General features: G+C 65.6%; 23 protein-coding genes and 2 pseudogenes. 10 read left to right on the plus strand and 15 right to left on the minus strand.

The genetic code is table 11. The features are described 5' to 3' along the window. The 5 genes and pseudogenes from JO236_RS07665 to JO236_RS07685 form a co-directional block, all read right to left on the minus strand. Positions 1-460: pseudogene (locus JO236_RS07665) on the minus strand (methyltransferase); the annotation flags it as partial. Positions 461-655: 195 nt separating this feature from the next. Continuing rightward, positions 656-1,222: a dihydrofolate reductase family protein gene (locus JO236_RS07670; RefSeq protein WP_293326900.1), complete on the minus strand. Its 567-nt coding sequence runs from the start codon at positions 1,220-1,222 to the stop codon at positions 656-658. A gap of 147 nt (positions 1,223-1,369) precedes the next feature. Next, the gene (locus tag JO236_RS07675; protein WP_293326902.1) at positions 1,370-1,918 is read right to left on the minus strand and encodes a dihydrofolate reductase family protein; all 549 of its coding nucleotides are present in this window, start codon (positions 1,916-1,918) and stop codon (positions 1,370-1,372) included. Positions 1,919-1,946: 28 nt separating this feature from the next. Then, positions 1,947-2,927: a sigma-70 family RNA polymerase sigma factor gene (locus JO236_RS07680; RefSeq protein ID WP_293326905.1), complete on the minus strand. Its 981-nt coding sequence runs from the start codon at positions 2,925-2,927 to the stop codon at positions 1,947-1,949. A 242-nt stretch (positions 2,928-3,169) separates the two neighbouring features. Next, the gene (locus JO236_RS07685) at positions 3,170-3,649 is read right to left on the minus strand and encodes an SgcJ/EcaC family oxidoreductase (protein WP_323802150.1); all 480 of its coding nucleotides are present in this window, start codon (positions 3,647-3,649) and stop codon (positions 3,170-3,172) included. A gap of 76 nt (positions 3,650-3,725) precedes the next feature. On the opposite strand from JO236_RS07685, the gene JO236_RS07690 reads away from it, so the two are divergent. Then, positions 3,726-4,298, plus strand: coding sequence for a TetR/AcrR family transcriptional regulator (locus JO236_RS07690; RefSeq protein WP_293326909.1), 573 nt, complete (start codon positions 3,726-3,728; stop codon positions 4,296-4,298). 77 nt (positions 4,299-4,375) lie between these two features. Here JO236_RS07690 and JO236_RS07695 read toward each other — a convergent pair whose 3' ends face one another. Next, entirely contained in the window at positions 4,376-5,509 is a 1,134-nt protein-coding gene (locus JO236_RS07695; RefSeq protein ID WP_293326911.1) for a M42 family metallopeptidase, read from the minus strand. Between the two features lie 175 nt (positions 5,510-5,684). Between JO236_RS07695 and JO236_RS07700 the strand changes: the two genes are divergently transcribed. After that, the gene (locus JO236_RS07700; protein ID WP_293326913.1) at positions 5,685-6,269 is read left to right on the plus strand and encodes a cyclic nucleotide-binding domain-containing protein; all 585 of its coding nucleotides are present in this window, start codon (positions 5,685-5,687) and stop codon (positions 6,267-6,269) included. A 17-nt stretch (positions 6,270-6,286) separates the two neighbouring features. Here JO236_RS07700 and JO236_RS07705 read toward each other — a convergent pair whose 3' ends face one another. Next, the gene (locus JO236_RS07705) at positions 6,287-7,180 is read right to left on the minus strand and encodes an HpcH/HpaI aldolase/citrate lyase family protein (RefSeq protein WP_293326915.1); all 894 of its coding nucleotides are present in this window, start codon (positions 7,178-7,180) and stop codon (positions 6,287-6,289) included. A 120-nt stretch (positions 7,181-7,300) separates the two neighbouring features. On the opposite strand from JO236_RS07705, the gene JO236_RS07710 reads away from it, so the two are divergent. Further along, a complete protein-coding gene (locus JO236_RS07710) occupies positions 7,301-8,149 on the plus strand; it encodes an aldo/keto reductase (RefSeq protein ID WP_293326917.1) in 849 nt (282 codons plus the stop codon). Between the two features lie 33 nt (positions 8,150-8,182). Here the strand turns inward: JO236_RS07710 and JO236_RS07715 are convergent, their stop codons facing one another. Both JO236_RS07715 and zwf read right to left on the minus strand, forming a co-directional pair. Further along, positions 8,183-9,418: an osmoprotectant NAGGN system M42 family peptidase gene (locus JO236_RS07715; protein ID WP_293326919.1), complete on the minus strand. Its 1,236-nt coding sequence runs from the start codon at positions 9,416-9,418 to the stop codon at positions 8,183-8,185. Between the two features lie 78 nt (positions 9,419-9,496). Then, positions 9,497-10,996: a glucose-6-phosphate dehydrogenase gene (zwf, locus tag JO236_RS07720; protein WP_293326921.1), complete on the minus strand. Its 1,500-nt coding sequence runs from the start codon at positions 10,994-10,996 to the stop codon at positions 9,497-9,499. 69 nt (positions 10,997-11,065) lie between these two features. On the opposite strand from zwf, the gene JO236_RS07725 reads away from it, so the two are divergent. Then, on the plus strand, positions 11,066-11,632 hold the full coding sequence (locus tag JO236_RS07725; RefSeq protein WP_293326923.1) for a GNAT family N-acetyltransferase: 567 nt from the start codon (positions 11,066-11,068) through the stop codon (positions 11,630-11,632). 24 nt (positions 11,633-11,656) lie between these two features. Here JO236_RS07725 and JO236_RS07730 read toward each other — a convergent pair whose 3' ends face one another. Then, on the minus strand, positions 11,657-13,402 hold the full coding sequence (locus JO236_RS07730) for an adenylate/guanylate cyclase domain-containing protein (RefSeq protein ID WP_293326925.1): 1,746 nt from the start codon (positions 13,400-13,402) through the stop codon (positions 11,657-11,659). 103 nt (positions 13,403-13,505) lie between these two features. On the opposite strand from JO236_RS07730, the gene JO236_RS07735 reads away from it, so the two are divergent. Then, on the plus strand, positions 13,506-14,156 hold the full coding sequence (locus JO236_RS07735; RefSeq protein WP_293326927.1) for a DUF1345 domain-containing protein: 651 nt from the start codon (positions 13,506-13,508) through the stop codon (positions 14,154-14,156). Here JO236_RS07735 and JO236_RS07740 read toward each other — a convergent pair. Continuing rightward, positions 14,122-15,054 (minus strand): DMT family transporter, encoded by a 933-nt coding sequence (locus JO236_RS07740; RefSeq protein ID WP_293326929.1) that lies wholly within the window; start codon positions 15,052-15,054, stop codon positions 14,122-14,124. The two genes, JO236_RS07735 and JO236_RS07740, sit on opposite strands and share 35 nt — an antisense overlap. 101 nt (positions 15,055-15,155) lie before the next feature. Between JO236_RS07740 and JO236_RS07745 the strand changes: the two genes are divergently transcribed. Next, on the plus strand, positions 15,156-15,800 hold the full coding sequence (locus JO236_RS07745; RefSeq protein WP_293326931.1) for a cutinase family protein: 645 nt from the start codon (positions 15,156-15,158) through the stop codon (positions 15,798-15,800). An 18-nt stretch (positions 15,801-15,818) separates the two neighbouring features. On the opposite strand, the gene JO236_RS07750 is transcribed toward JO236_RS07745, so the two are convergent. Then, the gene (locus JO236_RS07750; RefSeq protein ID WP_293326933.1) at positions 15,819-17,447 is read right to left on the minus strand and encodes a PecA family PE domain-processing aspartic protease; all 1,629 of its coding nucleotides are present in this window, start codon (positions 17,445-17,447) and stop codon (positions 15,819-15,821) included. 282 nt (positions 17,448-17,729) lie between these two features. Between JO236_RS07750 and JO236_RS07755 the strand changes: the two genes are divergently transcribed. Together JO236_RS07755 and JO236_RS07760 are read left to right on the plus strand one after the other, a co-directional pair. Beyond that, positions 17,730-18,926: a glycosyltransferase gene (locus JO236_RS07755; protein WP_293326935.1), complete on the plus strand. Its 1,197-nt coding sequence runs from the start codon at positions 17,730-17,732 to the stop codon at positions 18,924-18,926. 75 nt (positions 18,927-19,001) lie between these two features. Continuing rightward, positions 19,002-19,550 carry a thioredoxin family protein gene (locus tag JO236_RS07760; RefSeq protein WP_293326937.1) on the plus strand — a complete coding sequence of 183 codons (549 nt, stop codon included), beginning with the start codon at positions 19,002-19,004 and terminating at the stop codon, positions 19,548-19,550. Between the two features lie 20 nt (positions 19,551-19,570). Here JO236_RS07760 and JO236_RS07765 read toward each other — a convergent pair whose 3' ends face one another. Together JO236_RS07765 and JO236_RS07770 are read right to left on the minus strand one after the other, a co-directional pair. Further along, positions 19,571-21,073, minus strand: a complete 1,503-nt coding sequence (locus JO236_RS07765; RefSeq protein ID WP_293326939.1) for an aldehyde dehydrogenase — start codon at positions 21,071-21,073, stop codon at positions 19,571-19,573. Positions 21,074-21,162: 89 nt separating this feature from the next. Next, positions 21,163-21,804 carry a hypothetical protein gene (locus JO236_RS07770; RefSeq protein WP_293326941.1) on the minus strand — a complete coding sequence of 214 codons (642 nt, stop codon included), beginning with the start codon at positions 21,802-21,804 and terminating at the stop codon, positions 21,163-21,165. A gap of 95 nt (positions 21,805-21,899) precedes the next feature. On the opposite strand from JO236_RS07770, the gene JO236_RS07775 reads away from it, so the two are divergent. Next, entirely contained in the window at positions 21,900-22,901 is a 1,002-nt protein-coding gene (locus JO236_RS07775) for a D-2-hydroxyacid dehydrogenase family protein (protein ID WP_293326943.1), read from the plus strand. On the opposite strand, the gene JO236_RS07780 is transcribed toward JO236_RS07775, so the two are convergent. Beyond that, a complete protein-coding gene (locus tag JO236_RS07780) occupies positions 22,898-23,458 on the minus strand; it encodes a nuclear transport factor 2 family protein (RefSeq protein WP_293326945.1) in 561 nt (186 codons plus the stop codon). The two genes, JO236_RS07775 and JO236_RS07780, sit on opposite strands and share 4 nt — an antisense overlap. A gap of 176 nt (positions 23,459-23,634) precedes the next feature. Here JO236_RS07780 and JO236_RS07785 point away from each other — a divergent pair. Next, positions 23,635-23,847: pseudogene (locus JO236_RS07785) on the plus strand (HNH nuclease); the annotation flags it as partial.

The following is a 23,847-nucleotide window of genomic DNA, read 5'->3' on the forward strand; positions in this document are numbered from 1 at the left end:
GAAATCGCGGATACTCCGAGTAGGACAGCCCGCCGCCCTTGCGGAAACAGTTGATGATCTTTTGCTCGACCTCGCCCAGTAACGGGATGAACTGTGCCGCCCGCGCGAGGTTGTCCGGACCGGCCGATCGTGTCAGCAGCGCGGCACGGTCCCGCGGCAGGAAGTAAGTCGCCAAGCCGGGGTCGTACTCCACGATTTCACCGGTCGTCATGCCGCAGAGCCACTCCCGCACATACCGCTCGTTCAGGCCGGCCGCGTCGGCGATCTGCAAACTCGTCGACGGCGGTAGCTCCGCCATCACGTCGAACAGCCTGGTCTGATGCCCGATGCTGATCAGGATGGCGAGGCTTGCACTATCCATCGTGTCCATCACTCGAACGGCGAACTCTTCAGTGGATTCCACCGTGCTGCTCCCATCTCTCGCGCGGCTGAACCATCCCGGGTTCGATGCACACCTCATTTTGTGTGACCGTGTGCTTCCCGATCTGCTCCTGAGCGTAGCCCGTGATGGCTACGTTCATTTGGTTCATCTCGACATATCGGGGCGCTCGGCAAGTCGGTGGACCGCGACAGTGGCGGCGAGGCGGTGTCCCGTAAGGGGATGGTTTGCGGTCCTGCACTCGACGGCGGTCGGCGATCAATCCTGTTGGGTCATTCATACCCGGTAGATGAGCTCTTGGATGTGGCTGTCGAGCTTTCGGGTCTCGATTAGCTCGAGGTCGAAGTCGGCCGCGCCCTGGAAGATCGCTTTATTACCGGTTTGGCCGGTGATAACAGGGAAAAGCGTCACCTGGACGCGGTCAACTAGGCCAGCGGCCATCAGCGCCCGGTTCATAGACAGACTGCCGTGCGAGCGCAACGGCACCTCGGACTCGTCCTTGAGCCGAGCGACGGCGTCGACGGCGTCGTCTTTCACGAGGGTCGCATCCGGCCAGTCGAGCGGTCCATTTAGGGTGGTCGACACCACAATCGCCGGCAGTCTCCGCATTCTGGTTACCCATGGGTCATGCACCTCGGAGTCCTCGGTGGCCGAGGCCACCATCTGCGCGAACGCCCGATATGTGTTGGCCCCGAAGACCATCCGTTGCTCCGTCTCGTATAAGGCGAGGCGGTGGTCGAGCAGTTCGGGGCCCTGCTTGCCCCAGTAGCCGCCCCAGTCGCCGCGGGCCGTGCCGTACCCGTCGAGACTGGAAAAGACGTCGAAGGTGTAAGTGGCGGTCATGACACTCTCTTGGGGAAGGAAGGATTGGGTATCTGCCAGATAGAAAACACTGCGAAACTCATCGCCTGTTGGACTCCGGTAGCCTGGCCGCCCGCATGGGGATTGACCACGGCGAAGGTGGTAAAGGGCATGTGTACCAATCCGAAATTAGTCACTCGGCCGGAGCGCGTACGTCAAGATGGCATTGCCGGAGGCAGTCGGCTTGGCGCTCACTAGCGACAGGCGCGTGGTCGGTACCTTTTCGTCGAACAGCCGACGGCCTTTGTTTGTCACGACCGGATGCGTGGTCAGGATCAGCTCGTCGATCACTCCGGCCAGGAATAGCGATCGGATGGTCTCGATGCCACCGGCGACGGAGATGTCGCCGCCGTCGTTCTCGCGGAGCTTGGTCACGTACTGCACCGGATCTCCTGCGATGACGGTGCTGTTCCACGGCAGGTCGCCGGACAGCGTGGAAGTGACCACATGCTTGCGGACCGGGTTGATGAACTGGCCAAACGGGTCGTCAGCATTGGGCCAGTACTCCGACCATTCCTGCCAGAGCTTACGGCCGATAACGACGTCCGTAACCGGGCCAATGACTTCGCTCATCAGCTGGCCCTCGTCGGGCCCGAAGGCGTCGAACTGCCACAAATTCGGGCTCTCGACGACGCCGTTGACCGAGTTGAACAGATGCGCAGTGACCTTGCGGGTCATGATCGTCCTCCTTCGTCGCGGATTGCTGTCAGGAGGTAGACGATGGCCCCGCCGGAAACTGATCGGTGATCTCGTCCGGCAGGCCGAACTCGGCGAACACGACCTGGTCCATGAAATGGGTGATCGCACTGATCCGCCCGCCCTCGATGTCAAGGACGTGGATGGCGAACGGCTCCCACCGGCGGCCGCCGACATCGTGGTAGACGGCGACCGCGGGCTGGCCGTTGGCGCGGACCGCAACGGTGCGCGAGTTGCGGCAGATCTGCCCGGGTCCGCGCCACCACCGCTCGATCGCGCTCGCGCCGAGCAGCCACAATTCGAACGGCGGCATGCTGAAAATGGCGTCCTCGGTGAGCAGGCCTACCAGCCGGTCCACGTCGTAGGCCTCGAACGCGGCCACGTAGTCGCACAGCAGCGCCTCGTCGTCCTCGACGAGCGCCGCACGGGCGGTTACCGGGTCGTGTTCAGAGATGGTCCTTCGTGCCCTGGCCAGTGCCGAGTTAACCGATGCGACGGACGAGTCGAGCAGGTCGGCGCATTCCTGTGCCGACCACGCCAGCACGTCGCGCAAGATCAGAATCACCCGCTGTCGGGGCGGCAGCACCTGTAGCGCGGTGACGAAGGCGAGCCTTAGTGACTCTCGCTGAACCGCGACATCGGCGGGATCGGCCGAAGTAGCCAGGTGAGAGTCGGCAATCGGGCCGACCCACATGGTCTGCGGCCGCGTGACGAGCATGGCGGGGTCACCTGGCACTTCACCGGACGGCGACAGGTCCATCGGTAGGCAGCGACGCTGCGGGGCACGCATCATGTCCAGGCAGATATTGGTTGCGATCTTATACAGCCACGTACGCAGCGACGCGCGACCCTCGAACTCGCCAGCGTGCTGCCACCCGCGAAGCATCGTCTCCTGCACCGCATCCTCGGCATCGGCGTACGAACCGAAGTAGCGGTAGCAGTATCCGATCAACTCGCCACGAAACGCCTCGACCTCAGACTCGAGGTTCACCGTGCCGACACGTTTAGGAGTGTAACCAGCAGCACCGGTGACGCCGAATCAACGGGTCGGGCAACACCCTGCCTTGCCGGACGTGCACGATGAGCTGCTGCCCGGTCACGAACCTCAAACGGCACACGAACCGAGCGACTGCGGACCGGCAGAGCAGACCAGTGACTGTCGCACAAGACTGGTTCGGGCGGGCGGCGGCCAAGCCGGTGCATCAGCCGGGTCGAGTTGTACCAGGACGATTTCTAACCTGAAACGAGCTTGCTTGTAAGCCTTTCCGCGAGGGGGCGCTGGGTTGTGTTCTGTGAGGCGGCCAACAGCCAACCATCGGCCGTGCGGACGGCGATGCTCGTGTTCGTTCGTAGGTTCCGGCGAATCCGCCGTGCCCCCCTTGCCGCACTGCAGGTGGCGTGGACTACAGCGACATCCGGAGTAAGGAATCGTAGGCGGGTGATCTGGAGTTGCAGGCGTGTGCCCCGTAGCAGGCGTTTGAGTAGCGAGCCAGCGCGCGGAACCTCGCATGATGCGGCGATCGCTGCCCGTCCTTGGTAGTGACTGCCGAGGAAGCTCACACAGTCGCTCTCACGTGCGTAAGTGCTGGCATACGCGACGGGATCGCCGGCGTCCCAGCTCTTGATCTGGCGGTCAAGTAATGCGCGGATCGCTGCCTCGTCAGAGTCGCGGTCACTTTTACAGTTCCGGACGACGTCCTTGCTCACGCACACACTCCTTACTAATGAATCTGGTTCATTAGTAAGACGATGCCAGCCCAAATGCAGCAAAGTCAATAGAATCGGCCGGGTGCGGATCCGGTTGACGACCGAGCAGCGGCGCGCGCAACTGCTGGAAATCGGCGCTCAAGTTTTCGCCCGACACCCGTACGAGCAGGTGTCCATCGAGGAGGTCGCGGCGCTGGCCGGGGTCTCTCGCGGGCTGCTGTATCGGTACTTCCCCAGCAAGCGGGCTTTCTTCGCCGCCGTCGTAGAACTAGAAGGCGACAACCTGCTGCGCGCCAGCTCCCCCGATCCCGCGCTCTCGCCGCTGGACCAAATTAAGGCCGGCCTCGATGTCTACATCGACCAAGCCGAAAACTCCCCCACCGGTTACCGGATGGCCCACCACGCCGAGTCCACCGAGGACGATCTGGGTCCAACCCGCCAGGCGCGCACGACGATTCAACGCGACCGCATATTGAACAGCCTGGCCGCGGTGATTCCTATCGACAGCGAAACCCGGTTCGCCGTCACCAGCTGGCTCGGCTTCGTGCAAACCGCCATCCTCGACTGGATTGACAACCCAACCATCTCTCGCCAACAGCTACGAGACCTATGTATCCGCACACTGTGGGCCGCGGTCAGACTGCCAGCTGGATAGGGCCTACCCGAAGGCCTTGCGGCGCTGTCGTTTCGGTCCAACGACGCGCCTGCCTCACCACCTGATAGCGAAGGCGTTCAGCTCGAGTCGTCGTCGCCGTCCGGCTGCAGCAAGAAGTCGACCAGGATGTTGGACATGTCATCGATCGCATTGCGGGCGATGACTTCGAAACCGTGGGTGCTCAGGGTAGGCAGGCAAAGCAGACCCGCACGCGGTGTCAGGCCGTTGGCCTTTGCGTGGGACGCGTCCGACTCGAACGCACCCAGCACCGCCGCCTGAGGCGCCAATCCGCGGTGCGCGGCGATCTTCATCAGCCGGTCGGCGACGTCTTTGTCGTACACGCACAGGGCGTCGCTGTAACCGACGATCGGGCCGCCGGTAACACTGGTGGCGTACTCCTGCTCGGTGGGCCCCACCTCCAACGCCAGCGTTAGCGTGCCGGGCAGAGTGGCGCTGGCATAGGAGCCGCCAACCCCGCCGATCTCCTCGTTGGTAGTGAATACCAGATAGGTGTCCGCGACCGGTCGTTTCCCGCTTTCGTGCAGGAGGCGGGCCGCGCGCAGCAGGGCGGTCACTGCCGCCCGATCGTCCAGGAAGTAGGAGCCGATGTAGCCTCCGACGTCGACCAGCGTTCGCTTGCTTCGGTCCACGCACACCCGGGTGCCGGGCTGAACCCCGGCGTCGGCCAGCTCCTCGGGAGTTCGGCCGGTGAACACGTAGACGTGCTGCCAGTCCAGCGCCTTGTCGCCCTGGTCCGGTTTTGTCTCCCAGATACGCTGGCTTTCTTTAGTAGTGTGCTCGGAGCCGAGCGCGAGCACCGCGGTGAACGTCTCGTGGTTGCCGAGCACAGCGACCGGACCGAGCCCGAAGTTGCCGGGGTACATCACCCCCAGCTGCGTCACGTGCAGCGCGCCGTCCGGTTCGATCCGCTTGACGAGCATGGATAGCTCATCCATGTGCGCCATGACCCGGGTACCGGCGCCCGGTCCTGCCGTCGGGTTCCAACGATGGGCGCCGTCGTCGGCGGGGCCGTCCGCTGCGTGGATATAACCGATGAGGTTGCCGGCTTTGTCGGTCCATACGTCATCGACGAAGGATCGGAGTTCGCGGGCACACACGGCGCGCACCGCGTCTTCCTGACCACAGGGTCCAAAGGTCCACAAGAGTTCTTGCAGCAGGCTGGCGTTGGAATCATCGTCGGGGTGGGCCATCAAGTCCCTTTCTGTTGCGGCTAGCTTCCAAGAGGCTCTCACGGGCACCCGGTGTTGTAGCGACGCGCCGCCCCCTAATCCGCCGTGGTGGATGGCCGTAATTTTTCGGTGAACTGAGCAAAATCGGCGTTAGGCTCCTCGGTGTCACGGTCACATCGCGCCTCAGGAGCCCGCTATGAAACCAGACGTGCACGGCCACGATGAAGACGCCGGTCGGCTGCGGGAGTTCGCCGCGTTCGACAAGTTCTCGGACGACGAACTGGAGCGTCTCGTCGCGGCGGCACACCATAGTTCGCAGTCCGTGCCATGGCCGCTGATCCGCGAGCAGACGCCGTCGGACGCCTGCTACATCCTGCTCAGCGGCGAAGTGGGGGTGTACGTCGGACAGGACCGCATTGCCGTGTTGGGGCCGGGCGAGGTGATCGGCGAATCTGTGCTACGCCGCGGGCAACTGCGTTCTGCGACCGTGACAACAATCGGGCCGTCAGAGGTGCTGCGTATCGAGCGCGACGACCTCGCCCGCTTGCTCGACGAGATACCCGCCCTGCGTGAAGCCCTGGACGCGACGGTCGCGAGACACGTGCCGGTGGCCCAGCCGCCGAAGCCAAAACCGAACCGTTGCAAATTGAACACGTCGGTCCCGACCGACTTGGTCGAGCAGTTCGAACAGGCCGCCGACACCGCCGGGGTTGACATGGCGGCCGCGCTGGAGGATGCGCTTACCCAGTGGATCGAACAGCACAGCACCGCAGCCCTGTAGACATCGACGACTCGTGATCACTGCCGTTGACTGCGGGCGGAATCCATTTCGGCGATGAGACCGGCAAGGGTCAGGATGCGTTGGGCGTCCCGGACGTGCAGGCTTTCGATCATGCGACCATCGACCGTGATAACGCTGTCGCCGACCGCCTGCGCCTTCTCGTAGGCCGCGACGATTTTGCGGGCGTCGGCGGTCTCTTCATCGGACGGGCCGAACACTTCATTGGCCGGACCGATTTGGGACGGGTGGATCAGGGTCTTGCCGTCGAAACCCATTTCGCGGCCGTGTCGAGCCTCGGCCCGAAAGCCGGCCTCGTCCTGGATGTTGTTGAAGACGCCATCCAAGATGGTCTTTCCGCCCGCCCTGGCACCCAAGACCGCCAGCGCCAGCGCAGGCACAACTGGCGCACGTCCGGGGACGTGGAGTCCGTGCAGATCGTTCACCAGATCGTTGGTGCCGACGACTAGGCCGGCCAAACGATCGCTGGCTGAGCTGATCTCCTCAGCTCTCAGAAAGGCCCGTGGCGTTTCGATCATGACCCACAGCTGCATGGACTCCGGCGCGCCGAGCGTGTCGAGCGCGGCGGCCAATCCTAGGATCTGATCGCCGGTTTCGACCTTCGGCACGAGTACTCCGTCAGCGGTCGAACCCGCCACGGCCGCCAGATCGTCGTCGTGCCAGTCGGTGCCCCGACCGTTGATCCGCACGATGACCTCGCGGGGTTGGTAGCTCCCGGACGAGACCGCCTCGCACACCCTGCCCCGCGACTCGGCTTTGGCGTCGGGTCCGACGGCGTCCTCGAGGTCGAAGATCAGCACGTCCGCCGGCAGTGTTTTGCCCTTCTCCACTGCGCGGGCATTGTTGCCGGGCAGGTAGAGCACGGATCGGCGCGGGCGCAATGTCGGTGCCATACGGTTCATGTTCTCGTAGGCCGGCTCCCCTAGGCGTGATCGGGGTTGGGTTAGCACCAGAAGTGGGCATCCCTACTCGGACCCACCCAGACCGCACGTAGGACCAGGAGGCTTGAGCGCATGAGCACCGTCCCGTCAATCACCCTGAACGACGGGAACACCATCCCGCAGCTGGGGTTTGGTGTCTTCCAGATCAAACCCAAGGAAACCGCCGCCGCGGTTCGTGCCGCACTCGAGGTCGGATACCGCCACATCGACACGGCGGAGATGTATGGCAACGAGAAGGAAGTGGGCCAAGGTATTCGTGACGCCGGTCTCGATCGCGGCGAGGTATTCATCACCAGCAAGCTGAACAATGGGTTTCACGCGCCCGATGATGCGCGCCGGGCATTCGACGCGACGCTCACCGCGCTCGGCTCGGACTACGTTGACCTCTTCCTCATTCACTGGCCCCTGCCGACGCTGTACGACGGTGACTTTCTCTCGACGTGGACCACGCTCGAGGAATTCGCCGGCGACGGGCGCGCCCGCAGCATCGGTGTCTCGAATTTCCAACGGACGCATCTCGAGCTGATCGGCGACGGTTCACACACCGTGCCGGCGGTCAACCAGATCGAGGTGCACCCTTACTTCGTCAACGAGCAGGTTCGGGTCTACGGCCGAGCGCACGGGATCGAGACCGAGGCGTGGTCACCCATCGCCCAGGGCAAGGTCCTCGATGACGAGGTCATAGTGGGGATCGCGGAATCGCTGGGCAAGACGCCCGCGCAGGTGGTGCTCCGCTGGCACATCCAGCGCGGCGACATCGTGTTCCCGAAGTCGGTGTCCCCCGAGCGGATGAAATCGAATTACGAGATCTTCGACTTCACCCTCACCGAGGACGACATGGACGCGATCACCGCCCTGGATCGCGGCGAGCCGGGCCGTACCGGACCCCACCCCGACGAGTTCGACTACATCCCCGACTGAACGTCACCGCAATCTCCGAACCCGGCAGCCGCCTCAGGTGTGTGGGCCCTCCGAGGGGGGCCAGTGTGTGCCGGGCCAGGCCTCGCCGGGCTCGGCGTGCTCGCCTCGGGCCAGCGGCACCCATTGTTCGGTTGGCGCAGGCTGCTCCGACGACGGGAAGTCTTGTGGTTTGCCCGACGGCTTGGCGTCCCATTTGGCGAACGTCAGCGGTGTCTGCAACCAGGCGTGCAGCAGGTTGTACGTCGCCTCGAGCGAATCCATGTGGGTGCGCTCCCAGCCGTGGCTGCCGTCGAGCCCGAAACCGACGAGCGCGGCCCGGGTCCCCGCGCCTGCCTCGATCGCCGCGGCGGCGTCCGAGCGGTAATAGCGGAAGACATCCCGCGCGAAGGGAATGCCTTGGTCCTCGGCGAGTCGACACAGCTTCCGCGTCAGGTGGTAGTCGAACGGGCCGTGCATATCGGCCATCGGGACCGTCACGCCGTCCTCGATGGAGTGCTGGCCGGGGGCGCACACCGCGTTGTCCACCGAGATCAGTTCGGCGACGTTGGCGGGCAGGCCGTCGCTGGCTCCGTGGCCGACCTCCTCGGTGATGGTCACCATCACCGTCGTGCGGTGCGGCAGCACCACCTTGTTCTCGGAGAAGTTTTTTGCCAATGCCAGTGCCACCGCCACGCCGGCCTTGCCGTCGAGGTGACGGGAGACGATAAAGCCGTCGGCGGTGAGCTCGGGACTGGCGATCAGCGCCACGAAGTCGCCGATGTGCAGACCGAGTCGGACAAGGCCCTCCCGCGAGGACACCTGGCGGTCGACGCGGACCTCGACATGCTCCCAGCTCGCGGGTTGGGTGTCGATCTCGTCGCCGAAGGCATGCCCGCTGGCCATGAGCGGCATGACGGTGCCGGTAATGAATTCCTCGGGGTCGTCGGAGAAGATGCGCACGCGCGCGCCCGTGGCAAATCGGGCCGAGAAGGTGCCAATCGGAACCAGCTCGAGACGGCCGTTGTCCTTGAGCCGACGCACCATGCAGCCGATGGTGTCGGCGTGCACCACCAGTGCCCGGTCGGTGGCGGCCGACTCCCCCGCGAGTTCGGCGGTCAGCGCCCCCCGGCGGGTCAGCGAGAACGGCACACCGAAGTCGTCGAAGATGTCCCCGATCAGCTGCATCACCGCGTCCGTGCGCCCCGACGGGCTTGGGGTCTGCAGCAGCGCGAGCAGCGTGTCGATCATCCACGCCCGGTCGGCCTCGGCCATGGCCGCGGTCTGCGGCACGGTGTCTCCTTCCCCGTCGTGCGGAACCGCGTTCAACCTACCGTGCTGAGCGGGCCTGTTCGCCCGTCAGGCAGGTCGCTACTTCTTGGCTTCCCGCCATCCCCGCTCGAAGGGCAACCGCCACGCATTCGGCGCGATCAGTTGGTGGATGGCGTTGGGGCCCCACGTGCCGGGCTGATACACCTTGACCGGGGGCGGGTCGTCGAGCAGATCTTGCGAACGCTCCCACAACGATTCGATGCCCTCGGCGGTGGTGAACAGCGTGTGGTCGCCCCGCATCGCGTCGAGGATGAGACGCTCGTAGGCCTCCAGCACGTCGGCGACGGTGTCGATCTCCTGCGTGGAGAACTGCATGGACATCTTGTCGAGCTTCATGCCGGGGCCGGGCCGCTTGCCGTAGAAGGACAGCGACACCTTTGAGTTGTCAGCGAGATCGAACGTCAGGTGATCGGGACCCTGTGTGCCCACGCCAGACCCGGGCGGGAACATGGTTCGCGGAGCCTCTCTGAAGGCGATCGAGATGATGCGGATGCCCTCGGCCATCTTCTTGCCGGTGCGAAGGTAGATCGGCACACCGGCCCAGCGCCAGTTGTCGATGCCGGCCTTAAGCGCAATGAAGGTCTCGGTGTCGGAATCCTTTGCCACACCCTTCTCTTCGCGGTAGCCGCCGTACTGGCCGCGCACCACGTCCGAAACCTTCACCGGCAGCATCGATCGGAACACTTTGTTCTTTTCCTCGCTGATGGCATACGGCTCGAGGGCCGTCGGCGGCTCCATCACCACGAACGCCATGACCTGGAACAGGTGGGTCACCACCATGTCCTTATAAGCGCCGGTGCTTTCATAGAAATTCGCCCGCTGATCCAGGCCCAGAGCCTCGGGAATGTCGATCTGGATGTGGTCGATGAAGTTGCGGTTCCAGATCGGTTCGAACAGGCCGTTGGCAAACCGGAACGCCAGGATGTTCTGCGCAGCTTCCTTGCCCAGGAAATGGTCGATACGGAAAATCTGGGACTCGTCGAATGTTTCGTGCACGAAGTCGTTGAGTGCCACGGCGCTGGCCAAGTCGGTGCCAAACGGCTTCTCCATCACCACCCGTGAGCGCTCGACGAGATCGGCGTCGCGCAGCATGGTGATGACATCCCGCGCGGCTTTAGGCGGGACCGACAGGTAATGCAGCCGCCGGACGTCCGGTCCGAGGTGTTTTTCGGCTTGATCCACCGCCGACGCCAGTGCGCCGGGACCGGCACCCTGCGGGACGTAGGTGATTATTTTCGCGAAGTTTGCCCACTGTTCGGGCGCGAGCTCGTGGGAACCGAACGAATCGACTGCGTTCTTGGCGATGTCGCGGAACTCGTCGTCGCTGAGGTCTTCCAGCGACGTCGCGACGATCTGGATGTCAGGCGCGAGTTTCGATTGCTCCAAATAGGCGAGACCGGGGATCAGCTTGCGTTTGGCCAGATCCCCCGTCGCGCCGAACAGGATGATGACGTGGGGATCCAGGGGCACGTCGCCGTGCCGGCGCGGGCGCGCCTCGGGTGCCGGGTAGGAGATCGTTTGCGGTTTCTTGGTGGCCACTCCCGCGATACTTCCATCGTCGCGTCCTGCGCGCAGCCCATCGCGCTCCGCGGCTGGCAGACTTCTGGCATGCAAGCGATCAGCGGCCTCGTGCGCCTGGCTTCCCAGCAGGATGCGGCCGCGTGCGTTGCCCTGTACCGCCCCTACGTGGAACACACAGCGATCAGTTGGGAACTCGAAGTCCCCAGCGTGGACGAGATGGCCGCACGCATCGCCGCCAATCGAGAGTCGCACGAATGGCTTGTCCTGGAACAGGGCGACCAGATCATCGGCATGGCCTACTCGCACGCGTTGAAAGCCCGGCTGCCTTCCTTTCAATGGTCGGTTGAGACCGGTGTCTATGTCGACCTCGACCACCACCGCGGCGGCGGCGGCCGCAAGCTCTACACGCAACTACTGCGCCGGCTCACCGAACGCGGATACCGGCGCGCCTTTGCCGGTATCACCCAACCCAACGAGGCCAGCAACGCATTTCATCGGTCCTTCGGGTTCCAGGACGCCGGGCTCTACCGGCGCGTCGAATGGAAGCACGGCAGTTGGCATGACGTCGCTTGGATGCAGCTCGATCTGGTCGGCGCCGCCGACCGGGATGGGCCGCCCGGCCTGATCAGTCGACCGAGTCGGATGAATTGCTAAACCATTGGCGCACAACGTAATTGGTCACACAGCCGTGTCCACCAGCCGCAGGAAGCCGACGGGTTCGGCGAACCCCTTGAGCGCGACCGTTTCTTGGCGCTGCGGCAAGCTGGTCAGTACTTCCTGCACCGCGGGATCGCTCGCCACGGCGTGCGACAACACGACGTCGTTGCCCGCACTCTGCCCCTGCAGGCGAGCGGCCATGTTCACCGTCGAGCCGAAGTAGTCGAGCCGGTCGTTCAGCGTCACGACCACGCTCGGCCCCGCGTGGATGCCCACCTTCAGGACAAGATCCTCGCCCGCGTGTGCCGTCGAGCCGATCTGCGCCTGCATGGCGAGCGCTGCACGCACCGCCTGCGCGGGGTCGTCGAACGAGGCCATCACCGCGTCGCCGATCGTCTTGACCACCGCGCCGTCGTGCTCGCGCACGATCCCAGCCAGCAGCGTGAAATGCTGGCGCACGATGTTGTACGCCGTGGCATCCCCCACCCGCTCATAAAGCGCAGTCGAGCCTCGCAGGTCGGTGAAAAGCAGCGCGACCTGGCTGATGCCCGCGTCGTCGCCCGGCCGCAGCGTCGCCTCGGCGAACAAATCGCGGAACGCCTGTAGCGAGATCACCTCCGGTGCCGTCAGCGTCTCACGCGCCCAGGTGCGCTCCTCGATCAAAGCCGCCAACTCGACGCTGGTCTTATTCACGAATGTCACGCTGCCCGGTTCGTTGTCTTGCTCGCAGGCCTCCACGCCCGCCTCGGTGATGTGCAGGCCCGGAAAAGCTCCGGACTCGTACTCGACATCGGCGGAACCGCCGGGATGCAGCGTGCGCAGCCGATAGGAACCCGCAGGCAGGTCAACGGCCACCTCGCGCCGCTCCCCCGCAGCCAACAGCACCTGCACGGCGACGTGCTGGGTCCCCATCGGGCCGGACAGGCAGAAACCGCCGTCGGGAACCGGGCGCACCGCCGGCGCCGGCGCGAACCACAGTTCGACGTTGCGCTCGAAATCGCGGTCGTAGTCGATGTTGCAGGTCGAACAGTGCGCGCCGTGCGGCAGTTCGGCGAGCGTGCTGACGCTGAGCTTGGCTCCTCGGCAGTTAGGGCAAAGCAGGCCCCACTTCATCGCGAGCAGCCCGGCCTTCACCCCCGCCAGGCAACCTTCGATCGCCTCACGGGGAGACACGCCGAGCTCTCTGGCGAGCGCCTTGGGCTGGATATAGGCGAGATCGGCGGCCATGCCATGCAGCACCAAGTCGGCCAACCGGGTGCCTAGGCCATTGCCGTACGGGCTGCGGTTTATGTCAGCCGCCATCGCCGTGGCCCGTTCACGCGCGCCGTGTGGCAGCGCGGGTTCCGGCAGCTCGAACGGCGTCAGCCGCCCGGTCGCGTGGTCACCACGAGCAAAAGTGACGGCCTCCACGACGCGCTTTCCCACGTTCTCGCCGGCCTGGGCCGCCAGCCGCGCGCCGAACACGCGGCCGACCAAGGTCAGCGGCTCCCATTCGAGCGCGTAGGTGACCTTCGAGCCGCCTTGCCCGTCGGGATCGAGGTCGAATACCGGGCCGAAGCGGCGGAATGGGCCTTTGGTGAAAACGCGCGACTGGCGGAAGTGCCGGCCCCTGATCCACTCGTAGGGTCGCTCCTCCCACTCGAGCATGAAGCCCGCGACCTTGCCCTGCCCGCGGCGCAGGACCGTGCCGTCGTCCTGCAGCGTGTTCTCCAGGGTGTAGGGCGGCAGTCCCAACGCCTCGTTGAAGCGGGCGGTATCGGCCAGCACCGGCCACAGCTGCTCCGGCGGTAGATCGAATGTCCAAGTCCAGGAACGACGCATCGATTGGAACATTAGACCGGAGGGGAGCCGTGATGATGAGATCGGGATCATGGAATCCCTGGTGAGGTTGTCCCGCGACACCGTCGCAGTTCGGATACTGATTGCCACCGTCCTTGGACTTGCCGTGGCGGTCCTGGTCGGGAACATTGTGGGCTGGCGATTCGCGCTGGCCGGCTGGGTCGTCACCGCCGGCGTGTATGTGGCCTGGACGCGCCTCCTCCTGGGCGGCATGGATGCCGAGCAGACTTGCCGATACGTGAACAGGGAGGACCCAACACGACCGGTCACCGAGGCGGTCATCGTGTCGGCGAGCGTCGCAAGTCTGGGCGGGGTCGGCTACGTGGTGGCAGCCAGTTCGCGTAGCGGCGGCGAAGCCTTCGCGGCCGCCATCGTCGGCGTCCTGACCGTCGCGGCGTCCTGGTTCGCCGTGCACACGCTGTTCACCGTGCACTACGCGAGGCTGTACTACGCCGACGAGCCCGGCGGGATCAACTTCCACGACCCGGAGCCGCCGCGCTTCCGCGACTTTGCCTATGTGGCGTTCACCGTCGGGATGACGTTCCAGGTGTCAGACACCGAGATCGGATTGACGTCCATCAGGGCGACCGTGTTGCGCCACGCGCTGCTGTCCTATCTGCTCGGCGCCGTCGTCCTGGCAGTCACCATCAATTTGATTGCGGGGCTGGGCTCCAAGCTGTGACGGCGGATGCATCCTCGCTCGAGGTGGGCGCATCGTCCGGCTCGGCTCCCTGTTCGCGGGCTAGCGCGACGGTCGCCGCGACCATCGCCGCTACCGCCGCGGCCAGAGCCAGAGCCGCCGAGCCTCGCACTGCCAGGTGTTCACCGAGCACGACCACGCCGAGCAGTACCGCGATGACCGGTTCGCCGACCAACATGATCGGCACCGACGTCTGCAGGGCACCGGCATGGAACGCGGAGTTCTGCACCACGGTTACCGTGACGGCAAGCGCGACCAGCAGGTAGGGAGCGGGGGCGGTCAGCAGCTCGTGCCAGCCGCCCATGGCGAAGCGGTGCGTGCAGATCTTGGTCAAGACGGCGATCATGCCGAGCAGGACAGCCACGGCGACCGCCAGCAGCATTGCGCGCGTGCGGCCGGCCGTGCGGCGGGCCGCGCCGACGCAGCCGAGCACCACAGGCACCGTGATCACCAGTGCGATGGTCCACGCCGGCACCGGCGGGCGGTTGTGTCCCTCACGCGGCTGGCCGACGAGCACGAAGACCGAAAGGGCGGCCGTCAACAGCGCGGCCCAGCCCCAGTCGGCCCAGCTGACCCGTTGGTGGCAAAGCCTGGCACTCATCGGCAACGCGAACAGCAACGACGACACCAGCAGCGGCTGGACCAAGAGCAACGATCCGTGGGCCAGGGCGAGGGCCTGAAACACGTAGCCGCCGGCGGCCGCGAGAGTCCCTATCCACCACGACGGTTCCCGAACCAGGCTCGTCATCGTCCCGGACAGGGCGTCGCCGGAGGGAACGTCCTGGGCGGCTCGTTGCCGAACGACGATCCCCACGGCGGCAAAGAAGGCCGCCAGCAGCCCGGCCGAGATCGCGAATGCGTGTGCTGTTACCCACCCCATGTCCGCGCGGATACCCCGGATTGCGGCGCGGCTAACTCCGGACAGGCCGATAGCCGGCGGTCCCCCGGCCGCGCCTTAGGGCGATGTGTAAGCATTTGGACATGACTGCACGCAGCCTTGCTCGCTTTGTCGGCGTCTCGGTCGTAATGACGTGGGCGCTGCTCAGCGCGCCGGTCTACGCCCCTGCCGCCTCCGCCGACCCCTGCTCCGACGTAGAGGTGGTGTACGCCCGCGGCACCCATCAGGAGCCCGGTCTCGCCGATGTCGGCCAGGCCTTTGTCGATTCGCTGACCTCGCAGGTTGGCGGAAAGTCGCTCAGCGCCTACGCGGTCAACTACCCGGCCAACGACGACTACCACGGCAGCTCGGCGGCCGGTTCCGCCGATGCGAGCGCTCACATCCAGAACACCGTCGCCGGCTGCCCGAACACCAAGATCGTGCTCGGCGGATATTCCCAGGGCGCGACGGTCATCGACTTGGCCACCAACGCGATGCCGGCCCCTGTCGCCGATCATGTGGCCGCTGTTGCCCTGTTCGGCGAACCGACCAGCGGATTCTCCAGCGCGCTGTACGGCGGCCAACCGCTGCCCACGATCAGCCCGCTGTACGGCGGGAAGACCATCAGCCTGTGCGCCCCCGACGACCCGATCTGCTCGGGCGGCGGCAACATCATGGCGCACGTGTCCTACATCCAGTCCGGGATGACCACCCAGGCGGCGACGTTCGCGGCCAACCGGCTCAAGTAAGGACAGAGCCGACGGGCATCACGCGGTGTTGATCGTGATTGTCCCGAAGTCGGCGGGCTGGTACGAGATGTATATCGACTTCTCCGCGTAGGGGATGTAGCCGGTGTTCATAATGCCCGACGAGATCGTCTCGGGGGCGTTCCCGGCCACCGTGTATTGGTACAGCAGCGTGCTGCCGTCCGGGGTGTAGACGCTAATGACGGTGCCGTCCGGAATTCCGGAGAGACCACTCGCCGACAGGACGGATTGTGGCATGGTGCCGTAGACGCCGCCGGAGTCGATCGTGGCGCTGGTGACGATCTTGGGCGCACCCGTCCCGATCTGTACTGCCACGTCCGTGATCGGCGCTCCGCCCAGGGTGGCGATCGGGGTTCCGGGATTGGTGCCGAACTCGAGCTTGCCGCCGGGCTCGTTGATCAGCACGCCCTCGTTCATGCCGCCGGGCAGTTGCTGGGTGGCGACGCTGGGACCCGGCCCCCCCGAGTTCGGTCCCAGGCCCAGGACGCCGACGACCCCGTCGGGCTCGAAGTACTGCTGGAACGTCCAGCCGTGGTTGATTGCGGCCGACAGGGACGTAGGGAAGGCGAACAGTACGACGTCGACATCGGTCGGGGCGGTGACGACGCCGTTCCCGAAGTCCACCGGCGCGTGGAACGTGAGGTAGACGTAGTCGATGCCCCCGCTGTAGCCGCTGATACCGATCCCGGTCGGCAGGCCCAAGTGCCAGAAGCCAATGTCCTGCCACGGGATGACGAGACCGGTGGATCCGGTGTCCACCAGCACGGGAATGGTCTGGCCGCCGTTGACGGAGACGTTGACAATGGCCTCGGTGCCGGAATACATGTACAGCCCGACGGATGCGTCGCCCGGGTTGGTTCCAGCCGGCCCGTTGTTTCCGGACGGCCCAAACATCCAGCCGCCGCGGCCCCCGGCGCCGCCAAAGCCGCCGGTTCCGTTTCCGCCGCCGCCGCCGGTGCCGCCCCACCCGAGCAGACCCGCGTCGCCGCCGATCCCGCCTTGTCCCCCGAGCGTCGTGCCGGTGCCGCCCTGTCCGCCCCAGCCGCCGCCACCGAACAGCCAGCCGCCGCTACCACCGGCGCCACCGGGCGCGCCGGGGCCGCCGGTGCCGCCCATACCACCATTGCCGATCAATCCGGCATTACCGCCGGTCCCGCCGGCGACTCCCGCCGTCGTCGAGGAGTAACCATCACCGCCGTTGCCCCACAACAGGCCGCCGGCCCCACCCTGGGGACTTCCCGCCGTCCCGTCACCGCCGTTGCCGAACAGCGGGCGCGCCAGCAGCAACTCGGTGGGGAAATTGATGACGCCCAATGCGTCTTGGACGATCATCTGGAGCGGATTCGCGCTGTCCGCCTCGGCGGCGGTATATGACCAAGCCGCCGAGCTCATCAGTTGGACGAACCGCTGCTGAAAATCGCTGGCCGCGCCGCTGGCCGTCTGATACTCCTGACCGAACCCACCGAATACCGCCGCGATCGCCTGGGAAACCTCGTCACCGCCAGCGGCGGCAATCCCGCTGGTCGGAACGGCCGCCGCCGCGTTCGCCGCAGTGAGCGACGAGCCAAGGTTCTCCAAGTCCGCTGCCGCCGACGTCAGCCACTCGGGAGCCACGAATAGATGTGACACCCCGCCCCTCTCCCCGTTCGCGTATCGATCCGGATGCGCCTACAGCGTAGCCAGATCCCGGCTCCGCATCTTCGTTTTCAACGCGCCGGTAACAAAGTTGCCTGGCAACGCCGCAGCCTTGCTGCGAATGTTCGACAATGCTAGCGCCCACGCGCCGGATCTCGTTCTGGCACTGCTGAATTGCCGTGGCATTAAACACCGCAGGGCCAACTGGGGGTGAACCTCGCACGGACCGTCCCCGCCTGGCCCCGCCAACCTGCCCGCCAGATAAAGTTCCGGTCGATGAAAATTGTCGTGGTCGGCTATGGAACTCGCGGCGATGTCGAACCCGTGGCTGCCGTCGCCCGCGAGTTGCTGGGCCGAGGCCATGACGTGCGGGTGGCGGTTCCCCCCAACCTGCTGGGTTTCGTCGAGTCGGCCGGGCTTGCCGCGGTCGCCTACGGCCCGGACTCGCGCAAGGAGTTGGCCACGGCCGGCGATCTGGTCGGCGACCCATCGACCGCGCTGCGCAACCCGATCGGCATGTTTTCCACCGTCATGGAGCATGTCGGGCAGGTCAAGGCGGAGAAGACCGCGACGCTGAAGTCGCTGACGGAGGGGGCCGACCTGCTGGTGGCGGGCTTCAACGAACAGGGCGTGGCCGCCAACGTCGCGGAGTATTACGGCATAGCGTTGGCCGCGCTGCATGTCTTTCCCGCCCGGCTTTGGATATCTGAAGGCCCGGCCGCGGTCATAGCGAAGCAGACCGACGACGCTCAACGCCATGCCCTGGGATTGCCGGCCGCAACCGGACCCTCGGCCTCGCTTGAGATCCAGGCCTACGACGAGCTCTGCCTGCCCGGCCCGGTAGCCCAATGGGTGCAATCGGATCAGCATGGACCCGCACGGCCGTTGGTTGGCGCGCTGACGTTGGGATTGCCGGCCGAGGCCGACGACGAGGTCTTGTCGTGGATCGCCGACGGAACGCCGCCGATCTACTTCGGCTTCGGCAGCACCCCGATCCCCTCCCCCGACGAGACCGTCGCCGTGCTCAGCGGGGCCTGTCTGGAGTTAGGCGAGCGCGCGTTGATTTGCAGCGGCCCGAATGATCTCACCGACACCCCGGACTCCCACGACGTGAAGGTTGTCGGCGCGGTCAACCACGCGGCCATTTTTCCGGCTTGCCGCGCTGTCGTGCACCACGGGGGCGCAGGCACCACTGCCGCCGGTCTGCGGGCCGGGATGCCCACCTTGATCATGTCGTTCTGGCTGGATCAACCGGTGTGGGCAGCCGGCGTGACGAGACTGCAAGTCGGTTTGGGGCGGGCGTTCTACGACAGCACGTTCGACTCCCTGGTCGATGACCTGCAGACGGTTCTGGCTCCGCACTGCGCCACTCGAGCACGGGAGGTGGCAAGCCAGATGACCACAGCCGCGCAGAGCCTGGCCCGCGCCGGCGACCTGCTGGAAGACGCCGTCCGTCGCGGGCGCACGGGTTGACACGAATCCCTTTGGCGCACAGGATAATTCGTTCCGCTCGGGACATGCGGCCTGGTCGTCGCTACGCTGGCGGGCATGGCCATCGAGTCCACCATGCTCGCCCTCGGCACGCCCGCGCCGTCGTTCACGTTGCCCGAGCCGGCGACCGGCGGCACGGTCAGCCTCGACGAGCTCGCCGGTCCCGCGCTTGTCGTCACGTTCATCTGCAACCACTGCCCGTACGTCCAGCACGTCGCTGCCGGTCTGGCCGCGCTTGGCCGGGACCTTGCCGATCAGGGCGTCGCGATGGTCGGCATCTCGAGCAATGACGTCGCCACCTACCCGCAGGACGGGCCCGATCAGATGGTGACCGAGGCCCGGCGCCACGGCTGGACGTTTCCGTACCTCTACGACGAGACCCAAGACGTCGCCCGCGCCTACTCGGCGGCCTGCACACCCGACACGTTCGTCTTCGACGGTGAGCGTCGACTCGTCTACCGCGGCCAGCTCGACGATTCCCGGCCGCGAAACGAGCTACCGGTGACGGCGGCCGACGTCCGCGCGGCGGTCGACGCTGTGCTTGCCGGGCAACCGGTCGACCCCGATCAGCGGCCGTCGATCGGGTGCGGCATCAAGTGGCGTTGAGGCGCCCAGTCAGCTGAGTCTCAGCGCTGATATCGCGGTGGCGCTTCGTCGAGCAGCAGGGTCTTGGTTTCGAGGTACGGCAGCAGGCCTTCGCGGCCGCCCTCGCGCCCGATTCCCGATTGCTTGAATCCGCCGAAGGCAGTAGCCATGTCCATGCGCATGTTGTTGTGGCCCACGGTGCCTGAGCGCAGTCGGCCCGCGACGTCGCGGGCCCTGGCAATGTCCGGGGTGAACACCGCGGCGTTGAGTCCGTAGATCGTGTCGTTGGCGATATCGATCGCGTGATTGTCGTCGTCGGCCGGTAGCACGCTCAGCACTGGTCCGAAGATCTCTTCCCGCGCGATCACCTGCTTGTTGTCGACGTTGGAAAACACTGTCGGCTCGACGTAGTAGCCGCGTTTGAGGTGCTTGGGCCGCCCGCCGCCGGTGACCAGCGTGGCGCCCTCTTCGATGCCCCGGGCGATATAGCGCTCCACGCGGTCGCGCTGACGTTCCATTGCGAGGGGACCCATCTGGGTCGACGCGTCGAAGGGGTCGCCAACCTGTATCGCCGAGAACGCCGCGGCAAGCGCATCGGCGAATTCGTCGTGCCGGCTGCGCGACACCACAATCCTGGTGAGCGAAGCGCAGACCTGGCCGGACAACAGGCACTCCGCGCCCGCCAGCTTCGCCGCCGCGGTGCCCAGGTCCGCGTCGTCGAGGATCACCGCCGCTGACTTGCCGCCGAGTTCAAGGGTGCATCTGGCAACCCGCTCGCCGCAGATCGCGCCGATCTTGCGCCCCGCGGCGGTGGATCCGGTGAACGCGACCTTGTCGATGCGCGGATCACGGACCAGTAGCTCGGAAACCTCGCGGTCGGCCGTGATCACGTTCAGCACGCCGGGCGGCAGACCGACGTCTTCAGCGATCTCGGCCATCAGGTAGCCGGCACCGGGCGCCTCGGGAGAGACCTTGAGCACCACCGTGCACCCGGCCAGCAGCGCGGGAGCGGTTTTGGACACGATGAGTGACAGCGGCCCGTTCCAGGGCACAATCGCGCCCACGACGCCGACGGGCTCACGCACCAGCAGACCGAATCCGCCGCCGGCCAGCCCCAGTGGACTCGGCTCGTAGGGTTCTTCGAACGGATAGTCGTTGGCCAGGTCGGCGTAGAACCTGAAGGTGCCCGCGTCGCCCAGGGCGGAGTACTGCGCCAGCGAAAAGAGGACCCCGGATTCCCGCGGCCACATCTGGCCGTGGTCAGCCGTGCGGGCTTCGAGCCCGGCCGCGATCGAACGCAGGTAGTCGGCACGCTCCGCGTGCGTCATCCGCGGCCACGGACCGTGATCGAAGGCACGCCGCGCGGCCCCGATGGCCGCATGCATGTCGCCGGGCTGCGCCTCCGGAACTTCGAAGTACAGTTCCTCGGTGCCCGAGTCCATGACTTGAATGGTTGCGTCCGAACTGGGTTTGACCCATTCGCCGTTGATGAAGAAACGGTCCACACGGCGTAGCGGTACTCGCGGAATGGTGGTTGCGCCCATCGCTTACGCTCCTAGGCCAGCACGAATTTCGATGTGTCCTGACTATAAGCAGATCTTCGGGCGTCGCAACGGTTTGGCCGGAGGGCTTCTCAAGCTCCGCCCAACCACGCGGTCTTGACCGCCCGGATCTGCGGCGCCGGCAGGTGGTCGGTCGGTGCGCCCAGGGCACCGATTTTGACCGTCCAGGCCGGCGCGGAACGGTCGATGCAGGTCCCAGCCCCCTGGCTGGGCAGCCATAGGACGGCGAGGGCACCGCAGTCGTAGACGCCGACGTACCCGTCATCGCGGGTGCCCCAGGCGCCGCCGTTGCGCAACAGGCAGTGTGTGCCGTCGTCGAGCTGCAGCGCGAAGGGGTCTGGTGTGGCCGTGGGTTGCACCTGTGGGAGCTGCCCGCCGTAGGTCACCCGATGCAGGCGCCTGTCCCACGGATCGTCCACACACAACAGGGATCCGGCCGTCGCGGGCCAGCACGTGCCGGCCCCGGCAGCGCTGGGCGAGCAGTAGTAGATGTCGGCCGCCACTGCCGATGGCGACGGAGTCGTGCAGTCGCTGACCTCGGTCACGTTGCCCGGCGACGATGCCTCCTGGTAGCCGTTGATCGGCTGGCCGTTGGACCCGACGGGCACCACGGTGACGACTTCGGTGGCCGGCGGTTGAGCCGCGGCCGATCCGGCTACCGCAACGGCGGCTATCGCCGTTGTGGCGATCGACGTCACGGCATATCGCAACACAATGTCCAACGTAGAGCGCTCACGATGTTGCTGGCGAATGCGTGCGCCGCCTCGGCACAATCCAATGGACGGGCACGGCGGAGACAGGAGATCACATGCCCAGAGTGGCGATACTCGACGACTATCCCGGGGTGGCCCTCGACCTGGCCGACTGGTCACCGGTGGAGACCCGTTCTGAGATAACCGTTTTCGACCGGCATTTGTCCGAGGAGGAAGCCGTCGAGGCGCTGCGGCCGTTCGATGTCCTGTGCACGATGCGCGAGCGGATGGCGCTGCCGCGAACGCTCATCGAGCGGCTGCCGAACCTGAAGCTGATCACCATCGTCGGCAGAACGCTGCCCAATCTGGACATCGCCGCGGCCAGCGAGCGCGGCGTCCTGGTGGTGCACTCGGATTTCACCAATCCCCGATTCCGTTCCGTTCGCGACGCCACCCCCGAGCTTGCCTGGGGCTTGCTGATCGCGACGGTACGCAATCTGGCCGAAGAACATCGGCGCGTACGCGACGGCGGGTGGCAGTCCACGACGGGGATGACGCTGTCCGGTAAGACGCTTGGACTTCTGGGTCTGGGCAGGACGGGCAAACGCATGGCCGAATACGCGAAAGTCTTTGGCATGGAAGTGGTTGCGTGGAGCCAGAATCTCACTGAGGAGACCGCCGCCGCCGCGGGTGCGCGCCGGGTCGACAAGGCGACACTGTTTGCAGAAGCCGACGTGGTCTCCATTCATGTGGTCCTCTCGGAGCGCACCCGGGGTCTGGTCGCGGAACCTGAATTGGCTCTAATGAAGCCGCATGCCTACCTGATCAATACGTCCCGGGGCCCGATCGTCGACGAGGCCGCTCTAATCGGCGCGCTGCGGAGCGGCCGCATCGCCGGCGCCGGCCTCGACGTGTACGACATCGAACCGCCGCCACCCGATCATCCGTTGCGGTTGCTTCCGAATGTGACGCTGTCTCCCCACCTTGGCTACGTCACCCGCGAAATGCTGGCTGCGTTCTATTCGGATACCGTCGAAGCGGTGCTGGCCTGGCTGCACGGAACGCCCGTCCGGATCGCCAATCCTGAAGCGTTGCAAGGCCGCAACTCGACGAGTTAGCGCGCGGCGATGAATTCACGGAATGCCGGGGGAACCTGGGATGTCTCGAGCTTTGTGAAAAAGTCGGGCGTCGTCACAGCGCTATAGCTTTCCTCGCCGATGATGAAGCCCTCGGCATCGAACGGCCACACGATCAGCATGCGCAGCGTCAGCAGATAGAAGGCCTCGGGATCATCGACGGGAAAGCCTCTTTTCGCCGCGTCAGCGCCGTAGTAGAGGGAACGCAAATAGCCCTCGGTGACGATCGTGTCGTCGTCGACGACGATGCGGTCTATGTCCATCTCCAGGTAGAACTGGCCGCCCTTGACGATCGTCTCTTCGTAGAAGGACTGGACGGCCTGCCGTCCCGCCGGGCTCATGTCCGTGGGCGCGCCCCAGGCGACGTAACGCGGGTTCGCGCACAGTGTCGACATCACCAGATCGAGGTCCAGCGTCGCCTCGCCCACCGTGTGGTCTAACAGCCGGTTGAGCATCGACAGGTGGCGCGGATTGCTCGTGCTCGCAATCCGTTGTTTGATCAGCCTGGATGTCTTTTCCCGATCGATGATGTCGGCCATCATGTCCTCGCTGACGAGACCGGAGTGGTAATTCCCGGCTGACAAACTATAGCGGGAGTACGACAAGGTCAGTGCCCGACAAGGGCTGCGGCGTCCCTTTGTCCACAGTTTGCGGTTTATCCACAGTTCGGCCGTTGTCGGGTGTTGTTCGCACGTGTGTTCGATATCTTTGAGGGGTGGGTAATTGGGTCAGTCCGCCAGAGGCACGCGAACGCATCAGCGCCGCACTGCAGGCGATCGACGCCGCCCATCAGGTGTTGCGGGATACCCCCTCGGATCTGGCGGGCAATGACTTTCGGGTGGAGGTGGCCGAACGGCTGGAAACCCAGGAGCGCACGAACCGGGGGCTGATGTATCGGATCTTCGCCGAGATCGCTGAGCCCCCCGAT

This window comes from Mycobacterium sp. (assembly GCF_019247635.1).
Lineage (GTDB): Bacteria > Actinomycetota > Actinomycetes > Mycobacteriales > Mycobacteriaceae > Mycobacterium.

What these genes read in the sequence shown, in the direction of transcription:
- JO236_RS07760 (WP_293326937.1), top strand. Translation starts at nt 19,002, where the DNA reads ATGGCCATCGAGTCCACCATGCTCGCCCTCGGCACGCCCGCGCCGTCG.
- JO236_RS07755 (WP_293326935.1), top strand. Translation starts at nt 17,730, where the DNA reads ATGAAAATTGTCGTGGTCGGCTATGGAACTCGCGGCGATGTCGAACCC.
- JO236_RS07705 (WP_293326915.1), bottom strand. Translation starts at nt 7,180, where the DNA reads ATGGCACCGACATTGCGCCCGCGCCGATCCGTGCTCTACCTGCCCGGC.
- JO236_RS07700 (WP_293326913.1), top strand. Translation starts at nt 5,685, where the DNA reads ATGAAACCAGACGTGCACGGCCACGATGAAGACGCCGGTCGGCTGCGG.
- JO236_RS07765 (WP_293326939.1), bottom strand. Translation starts at nt 21,073, where the DNA reads ATGGGCGCAACCACCATTCCGCGAGTACCGCTACGCCGTGTGGACCGT.
- JO236_RS07775 (WP_293326943.1), top strand. Translation starts at nt 21,900, where the DNA reads ATGCCCAGAGTGGCGATACTCGACGACTATCCCGGGGTGGCCCTCGAC.
- JO236_RS07695 (WP_293326911.1), bottom strand. Translation starts at nt 5,509, where the DNA reads ATGGCCCACCCCGACGATGATTCCAACGCCAGCCTGCTGCAAGAACTC.
- JO236_RS07710 (WP_293326917.1), top strand. Translation starts at nt 7,301, where the DNA reads ATGAGCACCGTCCCGTCAATCACCCTGAACGACGGGAACACCATCCCG.
- JO236_RS07780 (WP_293326945.1), bottom strand. Translation starts at nt 23,458, where the DNA reads ATGGCCGACATCATCGATCGGGAAAAGACATCCAGGCTGATCAAACAA.
- JO236_RS07725 (WP_293326923.1), top strand. Translation starts at nt 11,066, where the DNA reads ATGCAAGCGATCAGCGGCCTCGTGCGCCTGGCTTCCCAGCAGGATGCG.
- JO236_RS07745 (WP_293326931.1), top strand. Translation starts at nt 15,156, where the DNA reads ATGACTGCACGCAGCCTTGCTCGCTTTGTCGGCGTCTCGGTCGTAATG.
- JO236_RS07740 (WP_293326929.1), bottom strand. Translation starts at nt 15,054, where the DNA reads ATGGGGTGGGTAACAGCACACGCATTCGCGATCTCGGCCGGGCTGCTG.
- JO236_RS07670 (WP_293326900.1), bottom strand. Translation starts at nt 1,222, where the DNA reads ATGACCGCCACTTACACCTTCGACGTCTTTTCCAGTCTCGACGGGTAC.
- JO236_RS07735 (WP_293326927.1), top strand. Translation starts at nt 13,506, where the DNA reads ATGGAATCCCTGGTGAGGTTGTCCCGCGACACCGTCGCAGTTCGGATA.
- JO236_RS07675 (WP_293326902.1), bottom strand. Translation starts at nt 1,918, where the DNA reads ATGACCCGCAAGGTCACTGCGCATCTGTTCAACTCGGTCAACGGCGTC.